Source organism: Limnothrix sp. CMB-01, assembly GCF_055193175.1.
On sequence record NZ_CM143720.1, the window covers coordinates 3029898 to 3055337 of the forward strand.

Below are 25440 nucleotides of genomic sequence, written 5' to 3' on the forward strand. Positions count from 1 at the left end.
GGGCACTGCCCACCAAACCGTTGCTTCATGGCATTTGCGGTATGGCGTGCCAATAATTCTAGGTAAAGGCTGTAATTAAAAAAAAGAGTCTTGAAAAGAGATTGAGAGATTTTTAAAAAGAAATTCTCGAAAAGAGGTTTTCGGAAAGCAGATTGCTAGAAAATCTTTGGGCGAAATTGCCATGGCAATGTTTGTGTTAAGGCAAGGTTTCGATCAACAATTGCCATGAAAAACTCCCAAGCCGAGACATAGCCTCGCTTGGGATAGATGCTTGCTGAACATAGACAGTGGAACGCCGTGGGCCGATCGCGCAATCAGCCCCCGCTGGTCAACTGGCCCTAGCGCCAACCGGCCCGATCCATCAGTCGGAGGGCGCGATCGTTGTTGCCCCCAAACTCATTGGCACTGGCGCTAGAAGACTTGAACTGTCCAAAACTAGACAGGGTGGGATCCAATGCCACGCCGGACAACACCGGATATTCATAGCCACTGCGGGCAAAGAGTTCTTGGGCCTTTTGGGTTGCCAAAAAGTCAAGGAACTTCACGGCTGCTTCCGGGTTCTTGGCGGTTTTAATCACGCCGCCGCCGCTGATGTTGACGTGAGTGCCGCGTCCCTGTTGATTCGGGAAAAACACACCCACCTTGGCGGCAATCTCCCGCTCAGCGGCATCTTTGGAATTGACCAAACGGGGCAGGTAATAGGTGTTGGCGATCGCGATCGATCCTTGACCTGCTGCACAGGCCTTGATCTGAGCCGTATCGTTGCCTTCCGGGGGCCGAGCGAAGTTTGCCACCAGGCCGCGCACCCAGGTTTCCGTGGTGGGTTCGCCCAATGCGCCCACCAGCTCGCCAACTAGGGATTGGTTATACACATGGCTTGAAGTCCGCACCAAAATCTTGCCGCGCCAACGGCTATCGGCCAAGGCTTCGTAGGTGGAGAGGTCTGCGGGGTTCACCAGGTCTTTGTTGTACATGATCACGCGGGCCCGCTTGGACAGGGCGAACCAGTGACCATTGGGGTGACGCAGGTTGCTGGGAACCGCCCGATAAAGGTTGGGGGCAGCGCTTTGGGACACGGGACGGAACAGACCGGCCTTGTCGGCTAACCAAAGGCGACCGGCATCCACGGTAATCAGAACATCGGCGGGACTGTTGACCCCTTCCGATTGGATGCGCTCGATTAGGGCATCGGCGCTGCCTTCCACCAGGTTGACTTTGATGCCGGTGGCTTGGGTAAAGGCTTCATACAGTTGGCGATCGCTGTCGTAGTGGCGACCGGAGTACAGGTTCACTTCCCCTGCACCTTGGGCGTTGGCCCGGTTCAGTCCGCTCAGGGCCACGGTGGCTAGGGCTGATCCCCCTGCCAAGAACACCCGCCGAGTCAGTTTACTCGTCATTTTTCGCTCTTAGGAATGCAGTAATTGAATTTTGGGTGGCGAAAGCAGTATATCAATACTGAGAAATATTCTCAAAATTCTCTGGAATTTTTCCTAAGGACTCTCCGAATGGCTTGAACAAATAGACCTCTTGCACGAATCAGCTCGTTGCCCTCATCCCCCAACCCCTTCTCCCAAGGTGGGCGAAGGGGAGCCAGAACTGTTGGGTTACGGCGATCTCGTGGCGGGTGATCAAGTCCCTCTCCCAAGTCGGGAGAGGGATTTAGGGTGAGGGTCTTGATTAATGCAAGAGGTCTAATCTTGAGTTGGTTTCGGAACTGTCCTCGGTGGCGGGCGCGGTGTTTGGGGGGAGAACCACTGGGGAAGTGTTGGGCGATCGAGCGGGGGCTGCAAAGGGAAACGCCCGGCCCATCCAGGGGATGGCCAGGCGCTTTTAAGGTTTCAAAAGGATCGATCGGAGTTTGGGGAATGGAAAGTTTTGGGAATGGATGGAAACGAGCGACCGTTTCTAGCCTTTGCCGGTTTGGGCCAAGACCCGATCGGCGAGTTTGTCGGGCACTTCCTGCAAGTGGTCATGCTGCCAAGAGAACGTTCCCACGCCCAAGGTGAGCGATCGCAATTCCAAAATCAGGCTCTGCATTTCCGCATGGGGCAGATAGGCCTGCATGGTGTCCCAGCCGGCCCAACCGTCCTTGGGCCCGTAGCCCATCAGTTGGCCGCGTCGCCCGGTCACTAGCTGCATGACCTTGGCGGTGAACTCACTGGGCATGGCAACTTCCACCAGGTCGATCGGCTCCAGGAGTACCGGTTGGGCTGCCGGAATGCCCGTTTTCATGGCCACGTGGGCCGCCATCTTGAAGGCTTGCTCGGAGCTGTCAACGGAGTGGTAGGAACCATCGGTGAGGGTCACGGCCACATCGACGATCGGGAAGCCCAGGGGCCCGCGATCGAGCGCTTCTCGCACCCCCGATTCCACACCGGGGATATATTGCTTGGGCACAACACCGCCCACAATCCTTTGCTGGAAGTCGTAGCCTGCGCCGCGTGGTTGGGGTTGAATGTCCAAATACACATCCCCAAATTGACCATGGCCGCCGGTTTGGTGCTTGTAGCGCCCATGGATCCGGGAAACGGGTTTGCGAATGGTTTCCTTGTAAGGCACTTGGGGCAGGTGGGGAGCCATGGGCAGGTTGTACTTGCGCCGCAGTCGATCGATGGCGATTTGCAGGTGAATTTCCCCTTGGCCCCAAAGGATGATTTCGTGGGTGTCGCCATGTTGTTCCCAGCGGACGGCGGGGTCTTCGTCCGTGAGCTTGGCCAGGGCGGCGGTGAGCTTCACTTCGTCACTGCGGTTTTCGGGAACGATCGCCCAAGCAAAAACCGGCGGCGGTAATTCTGCTTTGGGTAACTCATCCCGCCCGATCGCCCGATCGAGTGCCAGCACCTCTCCGGTGGCCACCCCGTCCAACCGCCCAAGGGCCACAATGTCGCCCACTTCGGCCCGGGTCAGGGATTTTTGTTGGCTGCCCATCAGGCGATAGAGGCCACCAATGCGAACGCCATTGAGGCTCATGCCATCTTCGATCGCGCCATTCCAGACCCGAGCGATCGATAGCTTGCCCCCTTGGCTGGCATACATGGTTTTCAGCACCTGCACGATCGGGCTATCGGCATCGGGGGCGATCGCGTCCACCCCGCGCTCGGTGGCCGTCACCGTTGCGTCTGGGGCTTCCCGCAGCAGGGCATCCAACAGCGGTCGCACGCCCAAGTGCTGTTCCGCCATGCCCACAAACACCGGCACGATCTGATCGGCTCCCAACTCCAGCCTCAGATCCACCAAAATTTCTTCTTCGCTGGGTTGAATATCCTCCAGCAATTTTTCCAGAAGCACATCGTCATGATCGGCCAGGCTTTCCAGCATTTCGTGGCGAGCCGCTTGTTCTTCCGCCCGCAAATGTTCGGGCAGCGGCACGGGGTCATCGCCTTCCGCGTCGGGGTGGTAGTGATAGGCCGTTTCGCTGACTAAATCGATGTAGCCGATCGGGCTGTTGCCTTGGCGAATCGGGTACTGGTGCAGCACGATCGGGCGGCTGGAAACGGGCCGCAATACCGACAAAATATCGGCAATGGGACTCGATGCCCGATCCATTTTGTTAATGAACAACACATGGGGAATTTTCCAGGTGTCCAAAAACTGAAACAAAGGAGCCAACACAATGGCGCGATCGATCATTGGTTCGCAAACCACCACGGCCGCATCAACCCCGACCAAAGCGTTGTAGGTTTCTGCGGCCAACTCCACGGAACCTGGGCAGTCAATCCAATTAAATTGCACATCCTTATAAGCGGCGCTGGCCACATTTAGCTCCAGGCCCATGCCCCGATCGCGCGCTTCCGGGGAACTGTCACCCACCGTATTGTTATCTTTAATGCTGCCCTTGCGCGTGGTTGCGCCCGACAAAAACAAAATACTTTCCAAAAGCGTCGTTTTGCCACTGGAGTAGGGACCCACAATGGCAATATTTCTGATGCGGGGGGTACGGTCACCTTTCATGAAAACCTCCATGGGAATGAAAATTCCCAGTAAAAAATTGATGTCAGCTCAATGCAAGCTGAAATGATTGCAGACTGAGAAAATAGAACTAGGGAAAATAGGACTAGGGATGAAGCGCAGAGTTGATCAGTGTGATGTCTGATCAATATCAAATTCAAAATCTTGCAAAATTTGATGAGAAATCAGATCAAGATCAAATTCATGCCTAATTCATGCCTAAAAGATTCCCGATTCCCAATGAGCGAGAACAAGAGAAAAATGCTCGGCTAATGTTCGTCAAATACTCGGCTAATGTTCGTCAAATACTCAGCAAAGATTCAATTAACGCCGTAATGGAGCGTTGCCAGGGGCGAGCGTCGTAGGCTCAGTGCTCAAAGCCACTGGATGAAATTTGCAAAATTGAGTTGACTAGATTGAATGGATCAGATGATTGGCGAGTAGAAAGAATTATGGTGCGATCGCCCGTTGACAGGGAAAAGGAGGAGCGATCGGGACTGTCTACAAGAAATCTGATTGGGTTCTGACTGGGTTCTGATTTGATTATGAGTGCTTGCAGAATTCTTTAGGCCAATTACTCAATGGTTGTTTATAAATTCGCGCAGTTTATCAACTGTTTTTGGTTTTTTGTTAGGGATTGTGAATAAAAATTAACTCGTATTTGAATCGCTGCCGATTCAAGCTAGGTCAATTCCTTTGGTTAAAAATTTACCGATCGATCGGGCGGCGCTTGGGGTTGGGAGTTGGATCCGGCGATCGATCCGCCATCCACGATCCTCAGTTTTGGTGACCCAGAAGCCAGCGACTTGGCCGCTGGCTCCCGAAACCTATGACATGACTGGGGTTTCCGGTTCATGGGACTTGGCTTGCAAAACCGCCAACGCCCATTGCCGGAATTGCAGATAGGTCATCAGTTCGATCGTGCCGGAGAGCAACATTTGCGAGTAGCGATCTTCCAACTCCTGCAACCGCTGAACCGCCACCGATAGCGGCATATTCAGCAGGGCTTCGGAATCATCCAGCAGGTTCACCGTTTCGCTGAGGGTTTGGCGGTCTTCCTGCTCAATCAGCGCCTGGCAACTTTGGAGATAGAGCTGAACGGGGCGATCGATCTCCTCGTAGGTTTCCGGTGACAGATTGCCGTCAATGAACATTAACCGATAGCGCTCTGCCAAATCTTGGGCCGCCGCCAGGGCTGCCTTGGTTTTGTTGCCATGAACTTCCTTAATTTCGGTCAAGGCTTGGCGACTGCTTTTCACCAACTGGCGCGATCGGCGCGATCGCAGCCAAGTGACCAACAACCCCGCCGCACTGCTCAAGCCCAAAACCAGCAAATATTCCTGAACAACCTGGTTTTCTTCAATGAACCGCAGCCAAGCCGATCGGGGATCCCCTTTTTCATAGGTTTCTGTCGCGTCCGGAGCCATATAAACCCCACCTCGTTGCAACAGGCCAGCCGGATCACCATCGGCCAATTCTGGATAAAAGCTGGCATATTGACGCGCCGTGGCCAAAATCGACCAAGCCATTAGCCCCACTTGGTCGGCGGGAGCATCGCCTCGGGCCATCAAGCCAATTCCCGTGGACAAGACCGGCAAATCCTGGGGCGGCTCGGGGCGCAGGGGGTCATAGGTTCCGGCGGGAATCACCGAAGAGCGATAGGACTCAGGGAAGCGCACCGCCAGGTGATTGGTAATGGAGGGGGGAATTTCCAGCAAACGCAGGGGCGGATCGCTGGTAATGGCATTTTGAATGATGCTGCTGGATCCCAAGGGGCCCACGTAGGCCACCATATCCAGCTCTCCGGCCTTCAACTTAGCCAGGCCTTCCTTCAGGGGAGGCGCACTGGTGATCACTCGCAAGCCGCTGCGGGTCAAGATTTGGGTGGTGGTGAAGTTGGTGCCGCTGCCCTGAATCCCGATCGCCACCCGTTTGCCGTTGATGTCGGTCAGGGTTTTGAAGGGAGAGTCGGCCCGCACCAACAAATGCAGATATTCATGGCCCAAAATGGCGACGGTCTCCACCTGGCCACTGCGCAACAAATCGCGGGAAACGTCAAGTTGGGCGAGGGCAAAATCAACCCGACCTTGCACCAGGCGATCGAGGTTATCGCGGGAACCATTGGAGTTTTTGTCGTCGGTCAGCTTCAGGCTCACGATTCGATCGGTCGATCGCCCCAATTGCTCGCTAATCAGGTCATAGCCCACACCGGCCTTGCCCGCAGAAATCGAGACCGTGTTTTTGGACTGGCCGCAACCGCCAACCCCAATCACCCCCACAATCACCAGCGACACCAAGCCCCAGCCCCGTTGTTTGAGCTTCACCATCAAAAATCCCCCGGCAAATTCCCAAAATACTAAACCATACGTCCAAAATTATGCGTCCAAAATTATGTGTCCAAGAAATATGCGCTTACACCATATATCTAAATAGTTCGATCTAAAAACATTCAACCTAAAAATATTGAACCTAAAAATATTCAACCAGAATACAGCCTTTACCTAAGATAATTGGCACGCCCTATCGCAGATGCTATGAAGCAACGATTCGACGGACATTGCCCACCCTACGGGTCTACAGGTCACTGAAAATATTCAGTCAAAATATAAACAAAAAGCGGGGCCACCCTGGGTCATGTCATGAATTAGGATCACGACTCCAGATTAGCAGCCCCGTTTTTTGAGTGTCGCCTTTTGAACGCTTTAGCGACTGGGATTTGGACAACGTTGAATCAGGTGATTTTTAACCAAGTGATTGTTGATCAGATGATTAATAAAATCTAGCCAATAATCAATCGTTGTTTGAATTCAGCCAATCCAGTTCAAGCGCTAAATTTCAGCATAGGCGCGATCGATCAGGCGCTTGGCAACCGTTTGGACACCCGTGTGATAGTAATAATTGGTGCTCATGTCCAAAAATGCACCAACATAATCCAGCTTGTCATCGGCAATATCCACAAACCCTTGTAGGTGTTGCAGGATGGTTTGGGGACTGAGACCGCGATCGCTCACAAAGTTCCCCATCCAGCTTGAAACCGAGTTGAACGCTTGGCCAACAAATGCCACCTTGTCAGTGCCCGGAATCATCTTTTGAATATTCCGGAAAGCCTCGTTTTCTTCCAGGCTGGATTGGGTGGCGCTGCCGATCCAATCGCCGGCCGCTTTGATGAAGTTCGGGCCCAAGGGCACTAAGCCATCCAAGCAAACCATGGCGGCCATCCGCATTTTGGATTCCCCGCCGTAGTCGGCCAAGGAACCCAAAAAGTCGCCAATGCTGTCGCCAGGAATGCCATTAATTTGGCAATAGGCCAGCAATTCCACCACAATTTTCATTCCCAAATCGATCGCTTGGGCCTTTTCGGGTTTGGGGGTCAAATTTTGCAAAAAGCCCAAAAACGAAATATCTTGCCCCACCTTATTGGCCATGGCAGCCGTGCCCAAGGCGCTGGCGGCCGTGTCCACGGTTTGATAGAGCCAAACGGCGCGTTGATAGCCCTCGCCTTCGTCGTTGTAAAGCTCGATCGCCCGGTCTTTGATTTGAGAAATTAAGCCCGGATCGTCTTCGCCCGTGACGGTTTTGATCGTGCGATCGAACCCAATCAAGTTGTCCCACTCGCCGGGAACCACAAAATCCAACGCATTCAGAACCGTGATGGTCATGCCGCTGGTGGGCAATTCATCAACCAATTGCACAATGGATTTACCCATGAATTTTGATCCTCACTAAGACACAGGGTTTCCAAACAAGAAACAAACAACAAGCTCAACCGAAACTGGGCAAAGACCAGACGCAAGTTAATAGCGTGACTCTTTTAGATCGTGGGGGCAAGGTTTCGGAATCAGTCGTTATAACAATGGGCTTAAGCCCATTGCTGCCTAATGGTTAGGCAACGGTGATAGCTATTTGACCTGATCGATCAAAATTAGCTTGCCACGCTATTAAGTCCAAACTAAGCGCCAATTTGGAAAATAGAAAAGCCAACTACTTCAAACGGGCCAAGCCTGAGAGATTAAATTTCTCAATCCAGTCTTCCCGATCGCTTGGTTTGAGCGTCGTAGACTGCACCTTCACCTGATAGCGATCGCCCACCAAGACAGCCGTTTGATTTTTGCCCACTTGAACGGCAGGATAGCCGTCAATGTCATCATCGCTGCTTTGGAATTTGCTGAGACCGCTCGCATTGTTCGCCAAGTCATTAATCGACAACTTGGCCACTTCTTCGCCCGACTTCTTCAGTTTGGCTTCCGCAAATCCTTTCTTTTCCTGTTGGAAAACCAGGCTGTAGCCATCGCTAGTTTTCGGGAAATACTTATTCAGCTTGCCGCCCGCCACTGGCTTTTTATCAATGGGCGAGGGGCTGACGCTGGGGCTGGGTTTGGGCGATCGACGATTGGAACCACGATCGGTGGACTGATCACCGGAGCGATCGACCACCGTGGTTGACGTGGGACTGGGAGCCGGGCCGCGATCGCTGCGATCGTTGAGGGCCACACAACCGCCCACCACCAGCAACAGGGTCAAAACAGCACCCGCCAGCCAACGACCGGCCTTAGACGGCGCATTCATGGGCAAATTTCCTTATCATGAGGGTTTGGTCACTTGTTTTCCAGTCTAGGCAGCGTTTTTCATCACCGGACAGATGTGCCCACCGCCCGAGAAGATGGGTTCACCACACTTGGCAGCGATCGGTGCAAGCAGGGGAATTGAATTCGGATCGAATTGGCCTCGGGATCCATCTAACTAGTCCAATTAGTCCAATTAATCCAATCGATTACATTCGATCAATTCAGTCAATGATTTAAGAATTGGTTAATGATCGATGGGGACTTGATGGGCGATCGACCCGATCGCTCCGGTGCGGAACGGTTGCTGGAGACAGCAAAACGGCAACCTTGAAGAATGATGGATTTTGCTCAATCATCTCTGCCCTTTTGGAAATTTCGGCGTTTTTTAAGGCTAAATTTAACCCGTTGCCTGGGGTGAATTCTAGAAACTCTGATCAAAGCATTTTCAATGCATTTCAAGGTATTTCAAATCAATTGCTGATTGTCTTGAGGTTGGGCCCGTGATGCGTGCGATCGATCCAAACGATCTGAATGATCCCAATGATTTAAATGATTTATTAGATCCATCGATCGATCAGTTAATTGCTCGATCGATCGGCCAGTTGGCTCGCCCGGCGGTGATGCCCGAGTCGATCGAGCAGTTGACCGAGGTGATGGCGGCCTGCGCGGCCCAACACCAGCCGATCGCCCCCTTCGGCAGCGGCAGCAAACTGGCTTGGGGCGACCTGCCTAAGAAATCGCTGTTGCCCGTGGGATTGGGTCGGCTCGATCGCCTGGTGATGCATGACGAGGCGGACTTGGTGGCCACCGTGGAAGCGGGCATGAAACTGCGGGATCTGCAAGCGGCCTTGGCTCCCTCGGGTCAGTGGTTGCCGATCGACCCGGCCTTTGCGGAAACGGCCACCCTGGGCGGCATTGTGGCCACGGCGGACACGGGTTCCCTGCGCCAACGCTACGGCGGCATTCGGGATTTGCTGTTGGGCCTGTCGATCGTCCGTTGGGACGGGCAAATCGCCAAAGCCGGTGGCCGCGTGGTCAAAAATGTGGCGGGCTATGACCTGATGAAGCTGTTTACCGGCTCCTTTGGCACGCTGGGGCTGCTGGCGACCTTGACCGTGCGGACTTACCCGATTCCCGAACAGTGCCAAACCCTGCTGCTGTGGGGCGATCGCCCGGCCCTGGCCCAGGCGGCCCAAGGCCTCCGCAATTCCACCCTCACCCCGATCGCCCTGGATTGGGTTTGGGGTAACCCGGCCCTGCCGGAGCGGGCGGTGGGCTTGGCCCTGCGGTTTGGCAGTGTGGCCCCCAGTGTGGCGGAACAGGTGCGCCGCTCGATCGCCTTGGCCGAGCAGTTGGGCTTGCAATCCCGGGTGTTGAGCGAACCGGATGAGGCGGACTTTTGGCAGGCCAGCCGCGCCGCCAGCACCGCCCCCACAGCCGATCGCCCGATCACGCTCAAGTTTGGCGCATTGCCCACGGCGGCCCCGGCCCTGCTCGATCGCCTGGCCAGCGGCCCGATCAGCCAAGGGCAAATCCACGCCAGCAGCGGCCTTGGTTGGGCCAGCTTCGGGGCGATCGAGGGCGATTGGCTACGGACTTCCCGTTGGATTCGGCAATTGCGGGCCGCCTGCGAAGCGGAACAGGGATTTTTGACGCTGCTGCAAGTGCCCCCTGAACTGACCCATCAGTTTAAGCAATCGGATCGCTGGGGCGATCGCGGTTCTGCCCTGGCCCTAATGGGGAAAATAAAACAGCAGTTTGATCCGCACCAGCTCCTGAATCCCGGCCGATTCGTGGTCTAGCGCCCGGTTCAGCATCAGATTATGGAGGGCGCACGGCGGTGCGCCCCTACGAATTGCCATCGCCTATTGGTTTCACCCCACCGACCCATGCAAACGAGCGATCGCCCGATTCCTGCCAAAGAGAGCAACTTTCTGGCCCAAAACCCCCACTTGGGTGAATTGGCCGCCGGTCAGCGATCGGGCTTTGACCCCGACTCGCCGCCCGATCCCAAGCTGCTCGATTCCTGTGTCCATTGCGGGTTTTGCCTTTCCACCTGCCCCAGCTACCGCGTGTTGGGCAAGGAAACCGACTCGCCCCGCGGCCGCATCTATCTGATGGATGCGATCAACGAAGGTACGGCCGAGCTGGATCGCACCACCGCCCAGCATTTCGACACCTGCTTGGGTTGCCTGGCCTGCGTCACCACCTGCCCGTCCGGGGTGAAATATGACCAACTGATCAGCGCCACCCGGCCGCAGGTGGAGCGCAACGTGCCCCGATCGCTGCCGGAACAGGCCCTGCGGACACTGATTTTCCAAATTTTTCCCTATCCCGATCGCCTGAAACTGCTGATGCCGTTCCTGTTGCTCTATCAACAGTCGGGCTTGCAAACCCTGGTGCGATCGACCGGCCTGCTGAAAAAATGGCTGCCCAACCTGGCGGCCATGGAAGAAATTTTGCCGCGCCTGAGCTGGGACACCCTCAACCGCGACTTTCCCGAAACCATTCCCGCCCAAGGAACCCAGCGCTATCGGGTGGGGATGATTCTCGGTTGTGTGCAGCGCACCCTCTTTGGCGGGGTGAACGCTGCCACCCTGCGGGCCCTGACGGCCAACGGTTGCGAGGTGGTGATTCCGCCCAGCCAGGGTTGCTGCTCGGCCCTGCCCGCCCACCAGGGTCAAACCAACCAGGCCCAGGCGATCGCCCGCCAGATGATCGATGCCTTCGCGGCCACCAATGTGGACTACATCATCATCAACGCCGCCGGTTGTGGGCACACGCTCAAGGAATATCACCACATCCTGCAAGACGATCCGCAGTACCGCGATCGGGCCGTTGCCTTTGTGGAAAAGGTGCGCGACATCCACGAATTTTTCGCGGAAGTGGGCTGGATTGCGCCGCTTCAGCCGATCGCCCCGGAACCGGTGACGCTGGTTTATCACGACGCTTGCCACCTGTTGCATGGCCAAAAAATCAGCGCCCCACCCCGCGACCTGTTGCGGCAAATTCCCGGCGTGACCCTGCGCGAGCCGATCGATTCGCAACTCTGCTGTGGCAGCGCGGGGATCTACAACCTGCTGCAACCGGAAATCGCCGACGAGCTGGGCGAACTGAAGGTGCAAAATCTGACCAACACGGGAGCCGACGCGATCGCCTCGCCGAATCCGGGCTGCTCGTTGCAAATTCAAAAACACCTGGGTTTGCAGGGGAAAACTGTGCCGATTTTGCACCCGATCGAATTGCTCGATCGCGCCATGCGGGGTGAAGCATTACCCAAGGGCGATCGCTAGACTGGTTTTACAGTTGCTACCGTTGTCGTAGGGGCAGGTTTGAAACCTGCCCCTACCGGCTCTATCCAAAAATCCCGTATGTCGGCACGGCCATGGTTGCTTTAACGGATTCCCGCTATTTTTCTCCCGAAGAATTTCTCGCCTGGGAAGCTCAACAGCCGGAGCGCTATGAATACCTCAACGGTGAAGCCTACGCCATGGCCGGCGGCACGCTTGACCACAACACGATCGCTGGAAATCTATTTTTTGCACTGAAAGCTTACCTACGCGGTAAAACCTGCCGAGTCTTTATCGGTGATGTGAAGGTTTACGTTTCGGAAAAAGGGCCCTATTTCTATCCTGATTTGGTGGTGAGTTGTGATCCTCGGGATTTGCGATCGCGCCAAGCCATTCAATATCCTTGCTTGATTGCGGAGGTGCTGTCGCCCGGAACCGCCGAGTTCGATCGCGACCAAAAGTTTCAGCAATACGCGCGGATGGAATCCCTCAAGGAATATGTGTTGATCAGCAGCGATCGCCCGGCCCTCGATCGCTACTATCGCCCCGAAGGTGCTGCGCCAAATTGCTGGGAACTGACCCGCTACAGTGCGATCGATTTTGATCCCAAAATCCTGACTCCTGACGAACAACAGCGCTCATTATTAGAAGTGTCATTTGCACTACAAAGTTTGGATTTTTCAGACACATTGGCCATGATCTATGAAGAGATTCGGTGGGGCGACGGTTGATTAATCGCCTGTCCCAGAAGGTTGGCGGGTGCGAAATTGGCAGATGCAAAATTCGCAGATGCAAACGGTGCTGTCTGACAGGTTCTTGGTTTGTGGGTTAGGCAATTTAGGTCAACATTGCGTCGCGGCCTTGGCGAATTTTGGGGTGCGAGTCCGGGCGATCGAACGCACGATTCCAAGCGGGTGGGATGTGCCGGATTTGCCCGCCATGCTGGAACAGGTGATTCAGGGGGATTTTTGTCGATCGAGCATTTTGCAGCAGGCGGGGATTGCCGATTGTCGAGCCATTTTGTTGCTGGCTGGGGATGACCGAATTAACCTCAAGGCGGCCTTGGCGGCGCGGTTGCTGAATCCGGCGGTGCGGCTGGTGGTGCGCTCCAACCGTCCCCACTTGAATGACTTGCTGGCTCGGCAATTTGGCAATTTTGTGGCCTTCGAGCCTTCTCGGTTATCTGCCATGGCCTTTGCCCTGGCCGCATTGCAGGATCAGACGATCGGGGCCTTTGAAATCAACGGCGTGGCCTATCGGGTGCGCCAGCGCTCTCTCCAGGCGGATGATCCTTGGCTGGGGGACATTCCCGCGAATCTGAACAATCGATCGCGCCTGATTTTGGGTCACTGGACAGGATCACTACCCCTGCCGCCGGATTCTTTGTTCTACGGGTCGAGCATCATGGAACCCTTGCGGCTCGGTGATTGGGTGGCCTATGTGGAAATGCGGCGTGGGGGCCGTTGGCATGAGTGGGAAGCTGCCGCCACCTTGCACCCGACGCGGCCAATGCTGACGACGACTCCGCGATCGGCACCCCGTTGGCAACTGTTGCGATCGCTCCAGCAAGCCGCGCGATCGCTGCTGCATCGCAGTCGGCTGTTGCAAATTGCCCTGATCTACGCCGGAGCCGTGCTGGGCTTGCTGCTGCTGGGAACCGTGATTTTGCGGCACTATTCGCCCTATCGCGATTGGTTCGATGCCTTTTGCAACACGGCTTTGTTGCTGCTGGGGGGCTATGCCGATTTATTTGGCGATCCCGCCCAGTCCAGTGCTGTGCCTCGCTGGTTGCGTTTGTTTGGGTTTAGCTTGACGGTGGTGGGCACGGGTTTGGTGGGCGTGCTCTATGCGCTGCTGACGGAGCGGCTGTTGTCGTTGCGGCTGCGGTTTTCTCCCAGTCGCCCCCGCCTGCCGGACAAGGATCATGTGCTGGTGGTGGGTATGGGACAGGTGGGCCAGCAAATTGCCCGTTTGCTGTTGCAGTCTGGGCAGTCGGTGGCGGGGCTGACACGCCAGGGCTTGGATGACAATACCTTGGGCGATTTGCCGCTGATGGTGGGTAAGTTGCCGGATACGCTGGATCGGGTGGAACTGGAGCGGGCTAAGTCGATCGTCTTTGCCACCGATGACGAAATTGCCAATTTGGAAATGGCGTTGATGGTGCGCCAAGCGTCGCTCTCCACAGGGTTGGTGATTCGCACGTTCGATCGCGCCTTCAGCGATACCTTGGTGGGGCTGTTGCCCGATGCGCAGGTGCTTTGCGCCTATGCCCTGGCGGCGGAAGCCTTTGCGGGGGCGGCCTTTGGCGAAAATATCCTCAGTCTCTACCGCTGGGGGCGCACCACGATGCTGGTGGCGGAATATCGGATTGAGCCGGGCGATACGTTAGTGGATTTGCTGTTGGCGGAGTTTGCCTGTGGCTATGGTGCTGTGCCGTTGTTGCATGAGCGGGTGGGTCGCAAGGCGTTGGCGGATGGGGAGTTGGACTTTCCGCGCCTCGATCGCCACTTGCGATCGGGCGATCGCCTGGTGGTGTTGGCTTCCATTGAGGGGTTGCGGCGGATTGAACGGGGCGAGCTGGCTCCTCGATCGTGGTGTGTGCGGTTGCATTCCGCCAGTCCCCAGGCGGATTTTGAAGGGGCCAACGCGATCGCCCGCATCACAGGCTGCAGCTTGGCCCATGCGCGATCGCTGTTTCAGCGGTTGCCCACCTTGGTGGAAGCGGGGGAGCCGCCCACGGTTTGCGCGATGTATGAATATCAGGCGCGATCGCTGGTGGCCAGTTTGCGACAGCGCCTAGTGGACGCGGAAGCCCTCTGCTGGGCGACAGATTTGGGATAAGGCTCGCGATCGCTGGGAATTTTACAGAGGATTCTGATCCAGATTAGCTGCTTGCCAAATTTGCTCGATCGTGATCGCTGGCTGCTGATCGGCCGATTGCTGGCCCATGGTTGAAAGAATAGGCGACTGAATTAAGCCGGATTGATCTTGGGGAATTTCGTCATATAACCCTTCTTGTAATTGCAGAATAGTCAAGCGATTTTCGAGGGAATCTACAATCCAATATTCAGGAATTCCCGCTGCGGCATATTCCGATCGCTTGTAGCGGTAATCCCGCCCGATCGAATCAAGGCTGACAATTTCCACAGCGAGCAAGGGCGGCGTTTCAAAAACTGCCGATCGCCCCGCTAATTCCTGCACCTGCTCCCGTTGCACAACGCATAAATCCACCACGCGCGATCGCCGAAATCCCGTTCTGACACCAATTTCGGCAAATACCATCCAAGGTAGGTTGTTTTGACCAATTACCTGGCGAAGATAGTCACTTAAAAACTGAGCAATCAAAAAGTGCTCGATTCTGGGTGGATTCATGGGAATTAGTTCACCATCCACTAATTCATAACGAACATCACTGGCCGCATCATCGGTTTGATGATTGAGATAGTCCTCAAAGGTCAAGAGGCAATCGCGAGTTGTAACCATCGAGTTCTGTCCTGATGTTGGCTATTTTGGTTCTTGTTTGAAATCTTGATTCCATTAAAGTTCGAGATAGTTTGGAATTTTGCCTGATCGTGATTTGGGCTAGTAATTACAGCCTTTACCTAGAATTATTGGCACGCCATATTGCAGATGCCATGAAGCAACGGTTTGGTGGGCATTGCCCACCCTACGGGCAACTGTGCTTAGTAATCGGGGTAAGGTCTGTATTGTGATTTTAAGTAACTTGAATTGATAATTATTCAATTGCTAAATGCTGGAAAGTTAACGCGATCGGGCGGTTGCCAGCCGCAGGAATTTGATCGCGCAGAATGATGGATTGCTCATAAACCAAGCATAGCTGACTCTTGCCGGCCGGTAGGGCGATCGGCAAGTTCAAATCCAGGGCTTGGTTACGGGATAAAAGCTCACTGCGCCACAGGAGTTGATCATCTAAAAAGATGCTGAGTTGCTGATTGGTCACAGGCACTGTCGCTTGAATTTTGAGCTGTCGAGTTTGAGACCGATCGCTCTGCAAATCCAGGACGGTCATGGGGGCCAAACCCCAGCGTTGACCTTGGCGATTGCGATCCAACCCGCCGCGAATTTCCACACCGCGCACGGTTCCGAACTGCACGAGGTCTAGCTCCGGCACGGCGGTTTTCAGGGGGGCGGTTTCCGGATCCAGGCGATCGCGATTGGCAGGATCCGGGCTGACGGGGGCTGGGTCGAGAAAGGGCGAAAAACGCAACAGTCGCGCCTGATCCAAATCAACTAGGCCTTGCCAGGGGGCTGGCTTGGGAATAAACACCACACGCCCCATGCCCGGCACGGTGGTTTGGGCGATCGGGTGGCCCAATTGGGCATAAAACTCCCTTTCACATCCCCGGGCTAGGCGATCGACATAGAGATTAATGCCCGCAAAATCGCCTAATTGGAAGAATCGCCGAAAAAACTCCCATTCGTCCCTGCGAAAACAGCGGCGCTGGCGTTGGGTTTGGTTTAAATCCGGATGATCGGGCAGGGCCAAATATTGCCAACCGGCTTCGAGGTAGGGGGTGAGCTGGCTGGGGTGCAATCGCCCCAAGTATTGCCCCACGGTGGCCTTGTGGTGAAACCGGCTGAGGGCGTGGGTGCTGGGATGATGGGCAAAAAAAGGGCAGGTGCCATCGCCACTGCCCACACCGTTTCCCCCTGTTACGCAAAAGGGCCAGTCCAAAACAGCCGTGCCTGGCTGCTGGGCCACCAGGGCCATGTAGGGCTGAAAGCTGGGATCTAGGGGTTGTGCGCGGGGCTTGAGGCCATAGCCGCCGATTAAGTCCAGCAAGCAGATGCCTGCTACGGCCAAGGCGGCCCAGCGGTTCCATTGTCGCGTTCGGGCCGATCGGCTTGCATCCGGCTGCCAACCCAGGCTGCATAGGGCCAGGGCGATCGGGAAGACCACCGTACCCCGTCCGGCCACGCGATTAAACGAAAACCAGGGAAACCACTGCAAAATCGGTAAATCCCAGGGGCGATAGGCGATTAAACAGCCCATCAGCAAACCGAGGGGCACAAAAGCCGCCCACCAGCGCCGCCGTTGCCAGCAGCCGATCGCCCCCGCCAGCAACAACCCCCAGCCAACCACCCCATCAAAATCTGTTTCTAGGGGACTGGGCAGCACGGCTCGCCACCAGCCGGCCGCCGCGATCGGGTTGATTTGCGGCCAATAGGGGGCCAAAAGGCGCAGGGGATGGGCAAACCAAGCGCGATCGAAGGTGTTGCTCCAGTCCAACTCCTTGGCTAACTGCACGATGGGAATCACCGGCAGCAGATATAACCAAGCGGCCCAAATGATGAGGGCGATCAATCCCCACTCGATCGGGCGGAAGGGTGGCCAGCCATAAATCCAATAGCCAAGCCGGAGCTGCCAATCTTGGTTCTTTGCGTCTTGGTGGGCATCGGCGGCCAGCTCAATTGCTTGGGTTCGCCACCGCCACCACCTCACCGCCAACATCCATCCCCCCGACAGCACCAGCGACAGCAGCCCAAACCCCGCCACATAGCCCAAGTCCTGGCCCAAGCTCAGGAGCACCAACGCCATGCGCCCCAGCCACCAGGCCCGCCCGATCGCCCGGCCCCGCACAAATCGCCACACCAACACAAAATCCGTGGCCAGGCTCAGACCCAGCCAATGGACGATTGCCATGTTGCTGTGAAACGGAAACTTACAAATTAGGGCGTAGATGTTCAAAAACACCGCCCCGATCGCTGTTAAAATTGCCCGCCGCTCCCCAAAGTCCGGCTGCAAAATCCGCGCAATGCCAAAGAGGGCGATCGCCACCGACAGCAGAAAATATAGCTTCAGCCAAGGGCCCGCCCCGCCCAGACTGAAAAGCAAGGCATAGAACAAATCTCGCTCCAGACCCCAGGCCTGGAGAGCCACTTGCCCCCCGTAGGGATAAAACGCCCGATCGCTGACTAAATCGATATGCGGCAGGGGCCACCAGTGCCAATGCTCCCGCACATAAAATCCCATCGCTTCCCAGAGATCCGTGTCCCCCGCTCCCACCACCGGGAGCCAGGGCTGGGGCCCCAAAATCAAAACCCCCAGCAGACCATACAACAGCGCCGCCAACCACCACCCCTGAGGATGTTGTGTTCGGGCGCTGCGCCAGGCCGCTGCCAGGGCCTTGGTCTTAGTCTTGAATATATTCCGCACCGGTGGCCAAAGCCTGTTCTGCACGCATGAACTCTCGGCCTAGATAAGCCGCATGATCCAGCATTGAAACCGGTATCGGCTGGGTTTGTTCGAGCAATTTCACACAGAGTTCCTTGGCGGTGCGTCCGGTATAGAGGGCCTCGGCCGTGCGCGGAACAGAACCCTTCGCCGGAATCACCTTGCCGGTGACCGGATCCGTGGCCAAGCCTCGATCGTTAATCACGGTGCTGTAGTGCTTGGCGCAAATTAAGGCCTGTTCCCGATCGAGGTAGATCACGAAATAGCCAGCCGGGTCAAGGTCTAAAGGCCGTTTGGATAATTCATCGTCGATCGCCTGGCGTGTTTCCACAGAATTGAGGGTCATATCAACTGACATATTGACGGGTAGATGAATGGATCAATTATCAGATGAATTTGATGCCTAATCACGGTTCACATTGCCAAGCTGCGACGAAATAAACCGATCCATCCAACCATTCAAGTAGGCAATATTAGCCGATTGATGGGCCGGGTCAACCGACTCCAGGGGATGGGGAGCCAAGCCACGCAGAGCCGCCGTGGTGACACAATACATGGACTTTTGAAATGATTGGCAAATTTTCACCAATAAATCGTCTTCATGGCGCAGGCTATTTTCATAGAATTGGTGCAAATAATCGGGCACAAAATGCCGCATGTCCTGCATCAGGAGAGTCGGCGGAATGCCTGCGCCGCCCACGGGCAACGGGTCAGCGTAGAGCGCACCATAGGCAAAATCGCCCTGTTCGGTGGGAATGCGGGCCGCTTGGGCATTGTAGGAAATCGTGCCACTGAAGGGGGTTCCTCGGAAAAAGACCGCCTCCACGTAGGGCACAGCCGCATCCATTAGGAAGGTCATCTTGGCCGATCGGGGCACAATGTCATAGGTCACCCCACCCAATTCCACGGCATATTCAATGGGGGAATTGGCCCCCGCCACTAGACCGTCTTGGATATGTTGAACCACTTGGGGAATGGTGGTGATTTTGCGGCGATCGTACTGATCTGAAAGGCTCATGAACATGTCGCTCATGATTCGCCAAAATTGCCCCAAGGCTCGGTAATAGGCTAATTGCCGCACTTGTTCTAGCAAAAACTCAGGAAAGAGCTGATCCATTCCCAAGACGATCGGGTTTTTGGCGAAACGGGCCCGAATCGCTTTTTTGGCAAGGGTAATAAATTCTGGTGAATCTAGATAGTTATCATAGCGACCGCCCCCATGCCAGAACATGGCTTTCATACAATATTCGGCATATTCAAAATTGATTCGATCGTGCCGCCAATGTTTCAGTAACTTCGGTAGCGAAATTTCGCCATTAAAGTATTTAAAAAATGGAAAAAATCGCAAAAACTGATGCAGAGCAATATAGTTTAGGTTGTTAGAATAGGCATCTAAAATAATGCCGTAGCTATGCAGAATGCCCACCACTTCCAGCACGTTGCTGGGGCTATCTTTCAGCATGGCTTCCCCTTGCAAGAGCCGCTCGATCGTGCTGTTTAGGGGATGGGTGGCAGTCATAGAGAGCATGGGTTGAAAACCTTAAGCTGGGGCAATGGTGTTGAAGTTCGCAGCTTGAATTCACAGCTTAAATTTGCGGTTTAAATTCGTGGCTTGAATTCATAGCTTGAATTCGCAGTTTGAATTCACAGTTTGGGAACTGACAATTCTAATGATCGGGTCTGATGATGGTCTGATTACTGATGATGATCTGATTATATGAGGATCCCAAAGGAGCAATCAGAATCGGCCGGCGGTTGGTGATGTTCGTGCCCGATCGCGGGGTGATGACGGGCGATCGGGCAGTGCCAAGCCCTGAAACGGGGCCTGAAGCGGTGAGTATTTAGGGACTGTGATGAGCCGCTAGGGCGATCGCGGTGGTGACCGGCTCGCTCCAGTAGGCCAGCCAACTGGGTTGCAGACCAAACAGGGCGATCGGGACAGCCAAGGCAATGGCCGGGGCCCGATCGAGCCAACTCACCGAGGGCAAATTGGCCACCCGCTCCGTCAGCCGCCCAAAAAATGACTGATTCAGCAAAATCAGGAAGTAGACTGCCGTTAGCCCCGTGCCAACCATGCAGAGCAAGGTATAGATCGGATAGGTGGGGAAGCTGCCTCGGAAGATCAAAAACTCCGCAATGAAGCCCGCCATTCCGGGAATGCCACTGCTGGCCATCACCCCCAACACCATCAACGACCCCACCACCGGCAAACCCCGTTGGGGATTAAATAACCCGCTGAGGGCGCTCAGTTGGCGAGTACCCACCTTTTTATAAACAATCCCCACCAGCAGAAACAACAGGCCAGAAATCAAGCCATGGGCCACCATCTGAAATTCCGCACCCATGAGGCTGACGGGGGTGGCCGCTGCCGCCGCCAGCAAAATAAAGCCCATGTGCCCCACGGAACTGTAGGCGACCAGGCGTTTCATGTCCCCATTGGCGATGCCTTCGGAAATGGCGGCAAAGGAACCATAGAGCACGCTCACCACGGCCCAGGCGGCCATCCAAGGTGCAATTTGGGTCCAGGCTTCGGGGAACATGCCCAACCCAAACCGGATTAAGCCATAGGTTCCCAGCTTCAGCAGCACACCGGCTAGCAGAACGGAGATGGGTGTGGAGGCTTCCACGTGGGCATCGGGCAGCCAGGTATGGAGAGGAACCAGGGGAATTTTGATGCCAAAGCCCACTACAAGCAGCGCCAGCAGCAAGAGTTGGGACGCAGCGGGCAAGAGGGATTCGGGGGCGGTGGCTTGGGCGATCGCAAATTCCCGCAGGGGTTCATAGCCAAAGGTGCTGAAACCGGCGGCGCTGGCTAATCCTAGGAAGGCGGCCAAGATCAAGATTCCAGAAACGGCCGTGTAGATCAAAAATTTGGTGGCCGCATAGCCGCGCCGGGCCCCGCCCCAAATGGCAATTAGGAAATAGAGCGGGATGAGTTCTAGTTCATAGAACAGGAAGAACAGCAGCAGGTCTTGTGCTAGGAAAGCTCCATAGACACCGCTGGTGAGTAACAACAGCAGGCTGTAGTAAAACCGGGGGCGGTTGATGGCTTCGTTGGTGCTGAAGATGGCGATGCCGACCAGCATGGTGTTGAGCACCACCAGCGGGAAGGACAGGCCATCAATGGCGAGGCTGTAGCTGAGGCCGAGTCGATCGATCCAGGGGAAGGATTCAACCAGGGACAGGCGATCGGTGCCGGGGTCAAATTGGGTCACGATCACCCCGGTAATAATCGTCAGGCCAATCCAGTTCAAGATGGCCGCCTGGCGGGCCTGGGTGGCGTTGACTTTGCCCGGCCAAAGGGCGATCGCGATCGCGCCGACAATGGGAATCCAAACCAACAAACTCAGCAGCACAGTTTTTGCCTCTCTGTCTCAGCCATCAATCATCAGCAACCAATCATCTATCTCAGCCATCAATCAGCCGTTTATTGGCCCGTGGCTCGCCCGTGACTTGCCTGCTATTCGCTTCTGAATCTTCCGTTTCTTGCCCATTGGGTTCCTAGAACCACAGTTGCGCCAAAGACCATCCAGCCAAGACCACCATCATGCTGACGCTGATCAGCACCACCAAAACGTAGCCTTGGGATTGGCCAGAGGTGCTGTATTTCAAGCCCTCGCCACCAAATAGGGCCGCTACCCCGACCAAATTCACCAGTCCGTCAATGACGTAGCGATCGATCCAGGCCGTGAACCGGGCCGCCGCCCCGACCACGAGGGCAATGGTAAACCGATAGATTCGATCGATATAAAAGTCGTAGGCCAACAAATCTTGCAGGGCTGGAATCGGCAACTTCACCGGCCGCGCCACAACCCCAAAGCTATAGATTGCAATCCCGATCGCCGCGCCCAGGGCCGCCGAAGTCACCAGGGCGATCGTTTCTGTGATCGGAAATTGCAGCATTCCCACTCGGGTTAACAGCAGTTGCCACCGCTCCAACATCAAGGGAACCAACAGGGTCAGGACGATCGAGGACACGATCGGCACGGCCATAGTCCAGCCCACCTCCGGGGCCCGGCGAGTTTTGGGTTGTGTGGAGCCACCAAACACCAGCCCAAACACCCGGGCCAAGTTCAGTGCCGTCAAGCCATTCACCAACAAGACCACCGCGATCGACCAACTGGGCATGGCTGGCTCACTGAGCCACCGCTCCATGGCCCAAAAGGATCCCAAGGGCAACAGGGCGACCATCCCCATGGAGCCAGCCACAAAAGCCATAGTCGAAACGGGCATTTTTGACCACAGGCCGCCCATTTGGGTCATGTCTTGGGTGCTGGTGTTCAGAATGACACCGCCAATGCTGGTGAACAGAGCCGCCTTCGCGATCGCATGGGTCAGCAGCAACAGCAACGCCACATCCGTTTGTTGCAACCCCACCGCAATGAACACCAACCCCAGATAGGCGCTGGTGGTGTGGGACAGGGCCCGCTTCAGGTCAACTTGGGCAATTCCCACCAACGAAGCCCCGATCGCCGTCATGGTTCCCAAGGCAATGGGAATCGCCGACCCCAAGGGCGACAGGGCCAACACCGGAGCCAGCTTAATCAGCACATAGGCTCCACAGGCCACCACGATCGAATTCCGCATCAAGGAAGCTGGATTGGGCCCTTCCATGGCTTCGTCCAGCCACAGGTGCAGCGGAAATTGGGCACATTTGCCCGTGGGCCCCGCAATGAGGGCGATCGCCAGCAAACCTGCTTGCCAGTCCGTTAACTGAGCTGTTTGGGCCCAATCCGCCAAGTCCGAAAAATTCAAACTGCCGCTGAGGGTCGAAAGGGCCAATGTCCCCATCAGCAGCAAAATATCCCCCACCCGCTTGGTCAGAAAAGCATCGCGGGCCCCCGTAACGGCCAAGGGCTGTGCATACCAATAGCCCACGATCAGATAGGTGGAAAGGGTCAGCATCTCCAGCAGGCAGTAGCTCAACAGCAAAGAATCGCTGATCGCTAAGCCGCTCATGGCCCCTTCAAAAAAGCCCATCATGGCGAAGAATCGCGCTAAGCCCCAGTCCTTTTCCAGGTAACCCAGAGAGTAGACCTGCGCCACCAAACTCAGCCCCGTGACCAGCTCCATGGCCCCCAAACTGACCGGAGAAACCTCCAAGACAAAGGAGAGCTTGAAATCCGCCACCTCCAGCCAATTAAAACTGAGGTATTGCGCCTCCTGACCCCAAAACTCCCGAAACAGCCAACCGCCGTGGATGGCGGCCAAGATCGTCATCAATAGGTTGATGTAGGCGGCGGGCCGGGGCCCCGTGCGTCGGATGGTTCCCGTGGCCCAAGGCAGGGTCATCAACGCCCCAATCAAGCCATAGGCCGGCACAAGCCAGACGGTTTGCACCAGCCATTGAGTCAGAGGGGGTAAGGCGGTCATGGGCGATCGCGCTCAAGGTAAGGGTGAACAGGAAAATTTAAAAAGGCGCAAAAAGGCGCAATCAGGCGAAAAAGACAGCAATAGCCAGCAATAGAGCTAAAAACAATCAGGCGCGAAACAGACGGCAAGTTGGCCGGCCATCGTTAAGCCTAGCAAGTGATTGGATCGGTTTTGATCCTCTGCGATCCTCAGTTTGGCATCCCCTGTAGCTGGGTTTGTGCCGCTGCCAAGGGAATTGTGCCCGGGGCGATCGGGTATTTTGACCCCATGGTCTAGTCGAGCAACTTCGGTTGTTCGGTTAGGGCCGGAATCCCTACGCCTTTAGGCTGGGGAGGATATCAACGTTGAAGACGATGATCCAATGTTTTTGATCATTTCATGCAAAGGTCATGCAAAGGCGTTGATGGGATGCCTTGGGCAATCGAGATCAACTTTGTAATTCCTTTGCAGGGGGATTAATTTTTCTGATTTTCTGATAAGCGAACGAGGGCTTAACCGCAAGTTATCAAAACGATTGAGATTAAAAAAGCTGATTGGGGACGCTTTTCACTACACTAGGGAATAGGCAAACTAGTTAGTAAAGCGTTCATTCCTGCCCAGGTAGCAATCCGTAACGAATCGTTGCGGGGCGAATTGCCTTAGGTGCTGCCCCCTGTAGCCTAATGCGTAGGGAGCCGTAACTAGGCTTGGGAAGTTCGTCAACGCTATTCTGCGGGGGAATCGCGGGTTCAGCGGGTTTTTTTACGAAAACCCGCGCTCTATCGTGCGTATTATTTCCAATTCTTGAGAAATAATGGCTAGCGCCAGATCCCCAAGGGGGGTACGATAAATGCCGCGATCGCACTAGCGCAGGGACGATCGTCCTTGGAAACAACCAAGGCGTTCTACAACATTCGCGTTTACGACACAACATAAGGAGTTCGGCAATGCCTATTGCAGTCGGAATGATTGAAACCCGTGGTTTTCCCGCCGTTGTGGAAGCCGCTGATGCGATGGTGAAGGCCGCTCGGGTGACCTTGGTGGGCTACGAAAAGATTGGTAGCGCCCGCGTGACCGTAATCGTCCGTGGCGATGTGTCGGAAGTGCAAGCTTCCGTGGCCGCTGGCGTGGAATCTGTGCGCCGCGTGAACGGTGGTGAAGTGGTTTCGACCCACATCATTGCCCGTCCCCACGAAAACCTGGAGTATGTGCTGCCGATCCGCTACACCGAGGCAGTGCAACAGTTCTCGGAATAGTCATCCAAGCGCGAAGTTGGCTGCGTTAGGCTTTGACGCAATTTCAGCGGGCAGCAGTTTTTAAGCGATCGAGCATGAGAATCAGTCGTCTCCATCAGCGGGCAAACCCCAGGGAACTGGGGAGCTTAAACCATTGGTGTTGAGATCAAGGTTCCGAATGCGCTGGCATGACGCGATCGCCCTATCGAAATTGGTTAAGACCTAACTTCATCCAACGGGCCAAAAATTTTTGTTTGGGTCTGATAACGACTCGATCGCACTGTCGGTTAGTCAGTGCTTGTCCCGATATTCCGAAACAATGCAATTTATTGAATTGCAAAGCGTTTTTAGAACTTTCTGATCGAGGCGATCGCTTCGATCAGGTCAGTGGCTAAAACGGATAGGAAGTGTTGAGGGTGAGTCCTCGTAAAAAAAGCTTCAAAGTGCCTGTTGTTTTCGCGATCGTTCACAGTGCTGGTTTGAATCAGTTGCTATGCAAATTGCACGGGTCTGCGGCACGGTGGTTAGCACCCAAAAGGAACCCAGCCTACGGGGTGTGAAGTTTCTGTTAGTGCAGTTGGTCGATGCGGCTGGTCAGCTCACGCCGAAATATGAGGTGGTGGCTGACGGGGTGGGGGCTGGCATGGATGAATGGGTGCTGGTGGCCCGGGGCAGTGCTGCTCGTCAAGTGGAGGGGGGCGAAGGTCGTCCAATTGACGCGGCGGCCATTGCGATCATCGACACCGTGAGCGCTGAGAATATGCGCTTGTACAGCAAGAGTGATGAAGACCGGCTGCTGTTGCCCAATAATGCCCGGTTGCCGAATTAGGGTCACCAGTGCGGAGTTGCCAGGA

General features: G+C 55.4%; 17 protein-coding genes. 6 read left to right on the forward strand and 11 right to left on the reverse strand.

What is annotated here, in order from left to right; translation table 11 throughout:
- Positions 1–338: 338 nt before the first annotated feature.
- From ACZA91_RS12655 to ACZA91_RS12675, 5 genes are all read right to left on the reverse strand, one after another.
- A complete protein-coding gene (locus ACZA91_RS12655; RefSeq protein WP_190355485.1) occupies positions 339–1397 on the reverse strand; it encodes a Fe(3+) ABC transporter substrate-binding protein in 1059 nt (352 codons plus the stop codon).
- A gap of 508 nt (positions 1398–1905) precedes the next feature.
- Positions 1906–3951, reverse strand: coding sequence for an elongation factor G (locus ACZA91_RS12660; RefSeq protein ID WP_463182497.1), 2046 nt, complete (start codon positions 3949–3951; stop codon positions 1906–1908).
- Positions 3952–4775: 824 nt separating this feature from the next.
- Positions 4776–6275, reverse strand: a complete 1500-nt coding sequence (locus tag ACZA91_RS12665; protein ID WP_463182498.1) for a TAXI family TRAP transporter solute-binding subunit — start codon at positions 6273–6275, stop codon at positions 4776–4778.
- A 501-nt stretch (positions 6276–6776) separates the two neighbouring features.
- Complete coding sequence (locus ACZA91_RS12670; protein WP_190355488.1) at positions 6777–7655, reverse strand: hypothetical protein; 879 nt, start codon at positions 7653–7655, stop codon at positions 6777–6779.
- Positions 7656–7929: 274 nt separating this feature from the next.
- Complete coding sequence (locus ACZA91_RS12675) at positions 7930–8514, reverse strand: hypothetical protein (protein ID WP_099533307.1); 585 nt, start codon at positions 8512–8514, stop codon at positions 7930–7932.
- Positions 8515–9016: 502 nt separating this feature from the next.
- On the opposite strand from ACZA91_RS12675, the gene ACZA91_RS12680 reads away from it, so the two are divergent.
- The 4 genes from ACZA91_RS12680 (at position 9017) to ACZA91_RS12695 (ending at position 14644) form a co-directional block, all read left to right on the forward strand.
- Positions 9017–10315, forward strand: a complete 1299-nt coding sequence (locus tag ACZA91_RS12680) for an FAD-binding oxidoreductase (protein ID WP_463186436.1) — start codon at positions 9017–9019, stop codon at positions 10313–10315.
- Between the two features lie 87 nt (positions 10316–10402).
- Complete coding sequence (locus tag ACZA91_RS12685; RefSeq protein ID WP_463182499.1) at positions 10403–11806, forward strand: (Fe-S)-binding protein; 1404 nt, start codon at positions 10403–10405, stop codon at positions 11804–11806.
- A 92-nt stretch (positions 11807–11898) separates the two neighbouring features.
- Entirely contained in the window at positions 11899–12534 is a 636-nt protein-coding gene (locus tag ACZA91_RS12690; protein WP_463182500.1) for a Uma2 family endonuclease, read from the forward strand.
- Positions 12535–12577: 43 nt separating this feature from the next.
- A complete protein-coding gene (locus ACZA91_RS12695; RefSeq protein WP_463182501.1) occupies positions 12578–14644 on the forward strand; it encodes an NAD-binding protein in 2067 nt (688 codons plus the stop codon).
- Between the two features lie 21 nt (positions 14645–14665).
- On the opposite strand, the gene ACZA91_RS12700 is transcribed toward ACZA91_RS12695, so the two are convergent.
- From ACZA91_RS12700 to ACZA91_RS12725, 6 genes are all read right to left on the reverse strand, one after another.
- Positions 14666–15286: a Uma2 family endonuclease gene (locus ACZA91_RS12700; RefSeq protein ID WP_463182502.1), complete on the reverse strand. Its 621-nt coding sequence runs from the start codon at positions 15284–15286 to the stop codon at positions 14666–14668.
- 253 nt (positions 15287–15539) lie between these two features.
- Positions 15540–17981 (reverse strand): hypothetical protein, encoded by a 2442-nt coding sequence (locus ACZA91_RS12705; protein WP_463182503.1) that lies wholly within the window; start codon positions 17979–17981, stop codon positions 15540–15542.
- Positions 17959–18345: a DUF4346 domain-containing protein gene (locus ACZA91_RS12710; RefSeq protein WP_099533300.1), complete on the reverse strand. Its 387-nt coding sequence runs from the start codon at positions 18343–18345 to the stop codon at positions 17959–17961. Before ACZA91_RS12710 ends, ACZA91_RS12705 begins: the two co-directional genes overlap by 23 nt.
- 57 nt (positions 18346–18402) lie before the next feature.
- Complete coding sequence (locus ACZA91_RS12715) at positions 18403–19527, reverse strand: CO2 hydration protein (protein ID WP_463182504.1); 1125 nt, start codon at positions 19525–19527, stop codon at positions 18403–18405.
- A 313-nt stretch (positions 19528–19840) separates the two neighbouring features.
- Positions 19841–21352 carry an NADH-quinone oxidoreductase subunit M gene (locus tag ACZA91_RS12720; protein WP_099533313.1) on the reverse strand — a complete coding sequence of 504 codons (1512 nt, stop codon included), beginning with the start codon at positions 21350–21352 and terminating at the stop codon, positions 19841–19843.
- 148 nt (positions 21353–21500) lie between these two features.
- Positions 21501–23354: an NAD(P)H-quinone oxidoreductase subunit F gene (locus tag ACZA91_RS12725; protein ID WP_463186437.1), complete on the reverse strand. Its 1854-nt coding sequence runs from the start codon at positions 23352–23354 to the stop codon at positions 21501–21503.
- 944 nt (positions 23355–24298) lie between these two features.
- On the opposite strand from ACZA91_RS12725, the gene ACZA91_RS12730 reads away from it, so the two are divergent.
- Both ACZA91_RS12730 and ACZA91_RS12735 read left to right on the forward strand, forming a co-directional pair.
- Positions 24299–24607: a carbon dioxide-concentrating mechanism protein CcmK gene (locus ACZA91_RS12730; protein WP_099533298.1), complete on the forward strand. Its 309-nt coding sequence runs from the start codon at positions 24299–24301 to the stop codon at positions 24605–24607.
- A 472-nt stretch (positions 24608–25079) separates the two neighbouring features.
- On the forward strand, positions 25080–25415 hold the full coding sequence (locus ACZA91_RS12735) for a EutN/CcmL family microcompartment protein (RefSeq protein WP_099533297.1): 336 nt from the start codon (positions 25080–25082) through the stop codon (positions 25413–25415).
- Positions 25416–25440 lie beyond the last annotated feature (25 nt).

Excerpts from the sequence above, each read along its gene's own strand:
- ACZA91_RS12665 (WP_463182498.1), bottom strand. The coding sequence starts at position 6,275 with ATGGTGAAGCTCAAACAACGGGGCTGGGGCTTGGTGTCGCTGGTGATT.
- ACZA91_RS12660 (WP_463182497.1), bottom strand. The coding sequence starts at position 3,951 with ATGAAAGGTGACCGTACCCCCCGCATCAGAAATATTGCCATTGTGGGT.
- ACZA91_RS12695 (WP_463182501.1), top strand. The coding sequence starts at position 12,578 with ATGCAAAATTCGCAGATGCAAACGGTGCTGTCTGACAGGTTCTTGGTT.
- ACZA91_RS12735 (WP_099533297.1), top strand. The coding sequence starts at position 25,080 with ATGCAAATTGCACGGGTCTGCGGCACGGTGGTTAGCACCCAAAAGGAA.
- ACZA91_RS12655 (WP_190355485.1), bottom strand. The coding sequence starts at position 1,397 with ATGACGAGTAAACTGACTCGGCGGGTGTTCTTGGCAGGGGGATCAGCC.
- ACZA91_RS12680 (WP_463186436.1), top strand. The coding sequence starts at position 9,017 with ATGCGTGCGATCGATCCAAACGATCTGAATGATCCCAATGATTTAAAT.
- ACZA91_RS12675 (WP_099533307.1), bottom strand. The coding sequence starts at position 8,514 with ATGAATGCGCCGTCTAAGGCCGGTCGTTGGCTGGCGGGTGCTGTTTTG.
- ACZA91_RS12710 (WP_099533300.1), bottom strand. The coding sequence starts at position 18,345 with ATGACCCTCAATTCTGTGGAAACACGCCAGGCGATCGACGATGAATTA.
- ACZA91_RS12715 (WP_463182504.1), bottom strand. The coding sequence starts at position 19,527 with ATGCTCTCTATGACTGCCACCCATCCCCTAAACAGCACGATCGAGCGG.
- ACZA91_RS12690 (WP_463182500.1), top strand. The coding sequence starts at position 11,899 with ATGGTTGCTTTAACGGATTCCCGCTATTTTTCTCCCGAAGAATTTCTC.
- ACZA91_RS12730 (WP_099533298.1), top strand. The coding sequence starts at position 24,299 with ATGCCTATTGCAGTCGGAATGATTGAAACCCGTGGTTTTCCCGCCGTT.
- ACZA91_RS12685 (WP_463182499.1), top strand. The coding sequence starts at position 10,403 with ATGCAAACGAGCGATCGCCCGATTCCTGCCAAAGAGAGCAACTTTCTG.
- ACZA91_RS12670 (WP_190355488.1), bottom strand. The coding sequence starts at position 7,655 with ATGGGTAAATCCATTGTGCAATTGGTTGATGAATTGCCCACCAGCGGC.
- ACZA91_RS12700 (WP_463182502.1), bottom strand. The coding sequence starts at position 15,286 with ATGGTTACAACTCGCGATTGCCTCTTGACCTTTGAGGACTATCTCAAT.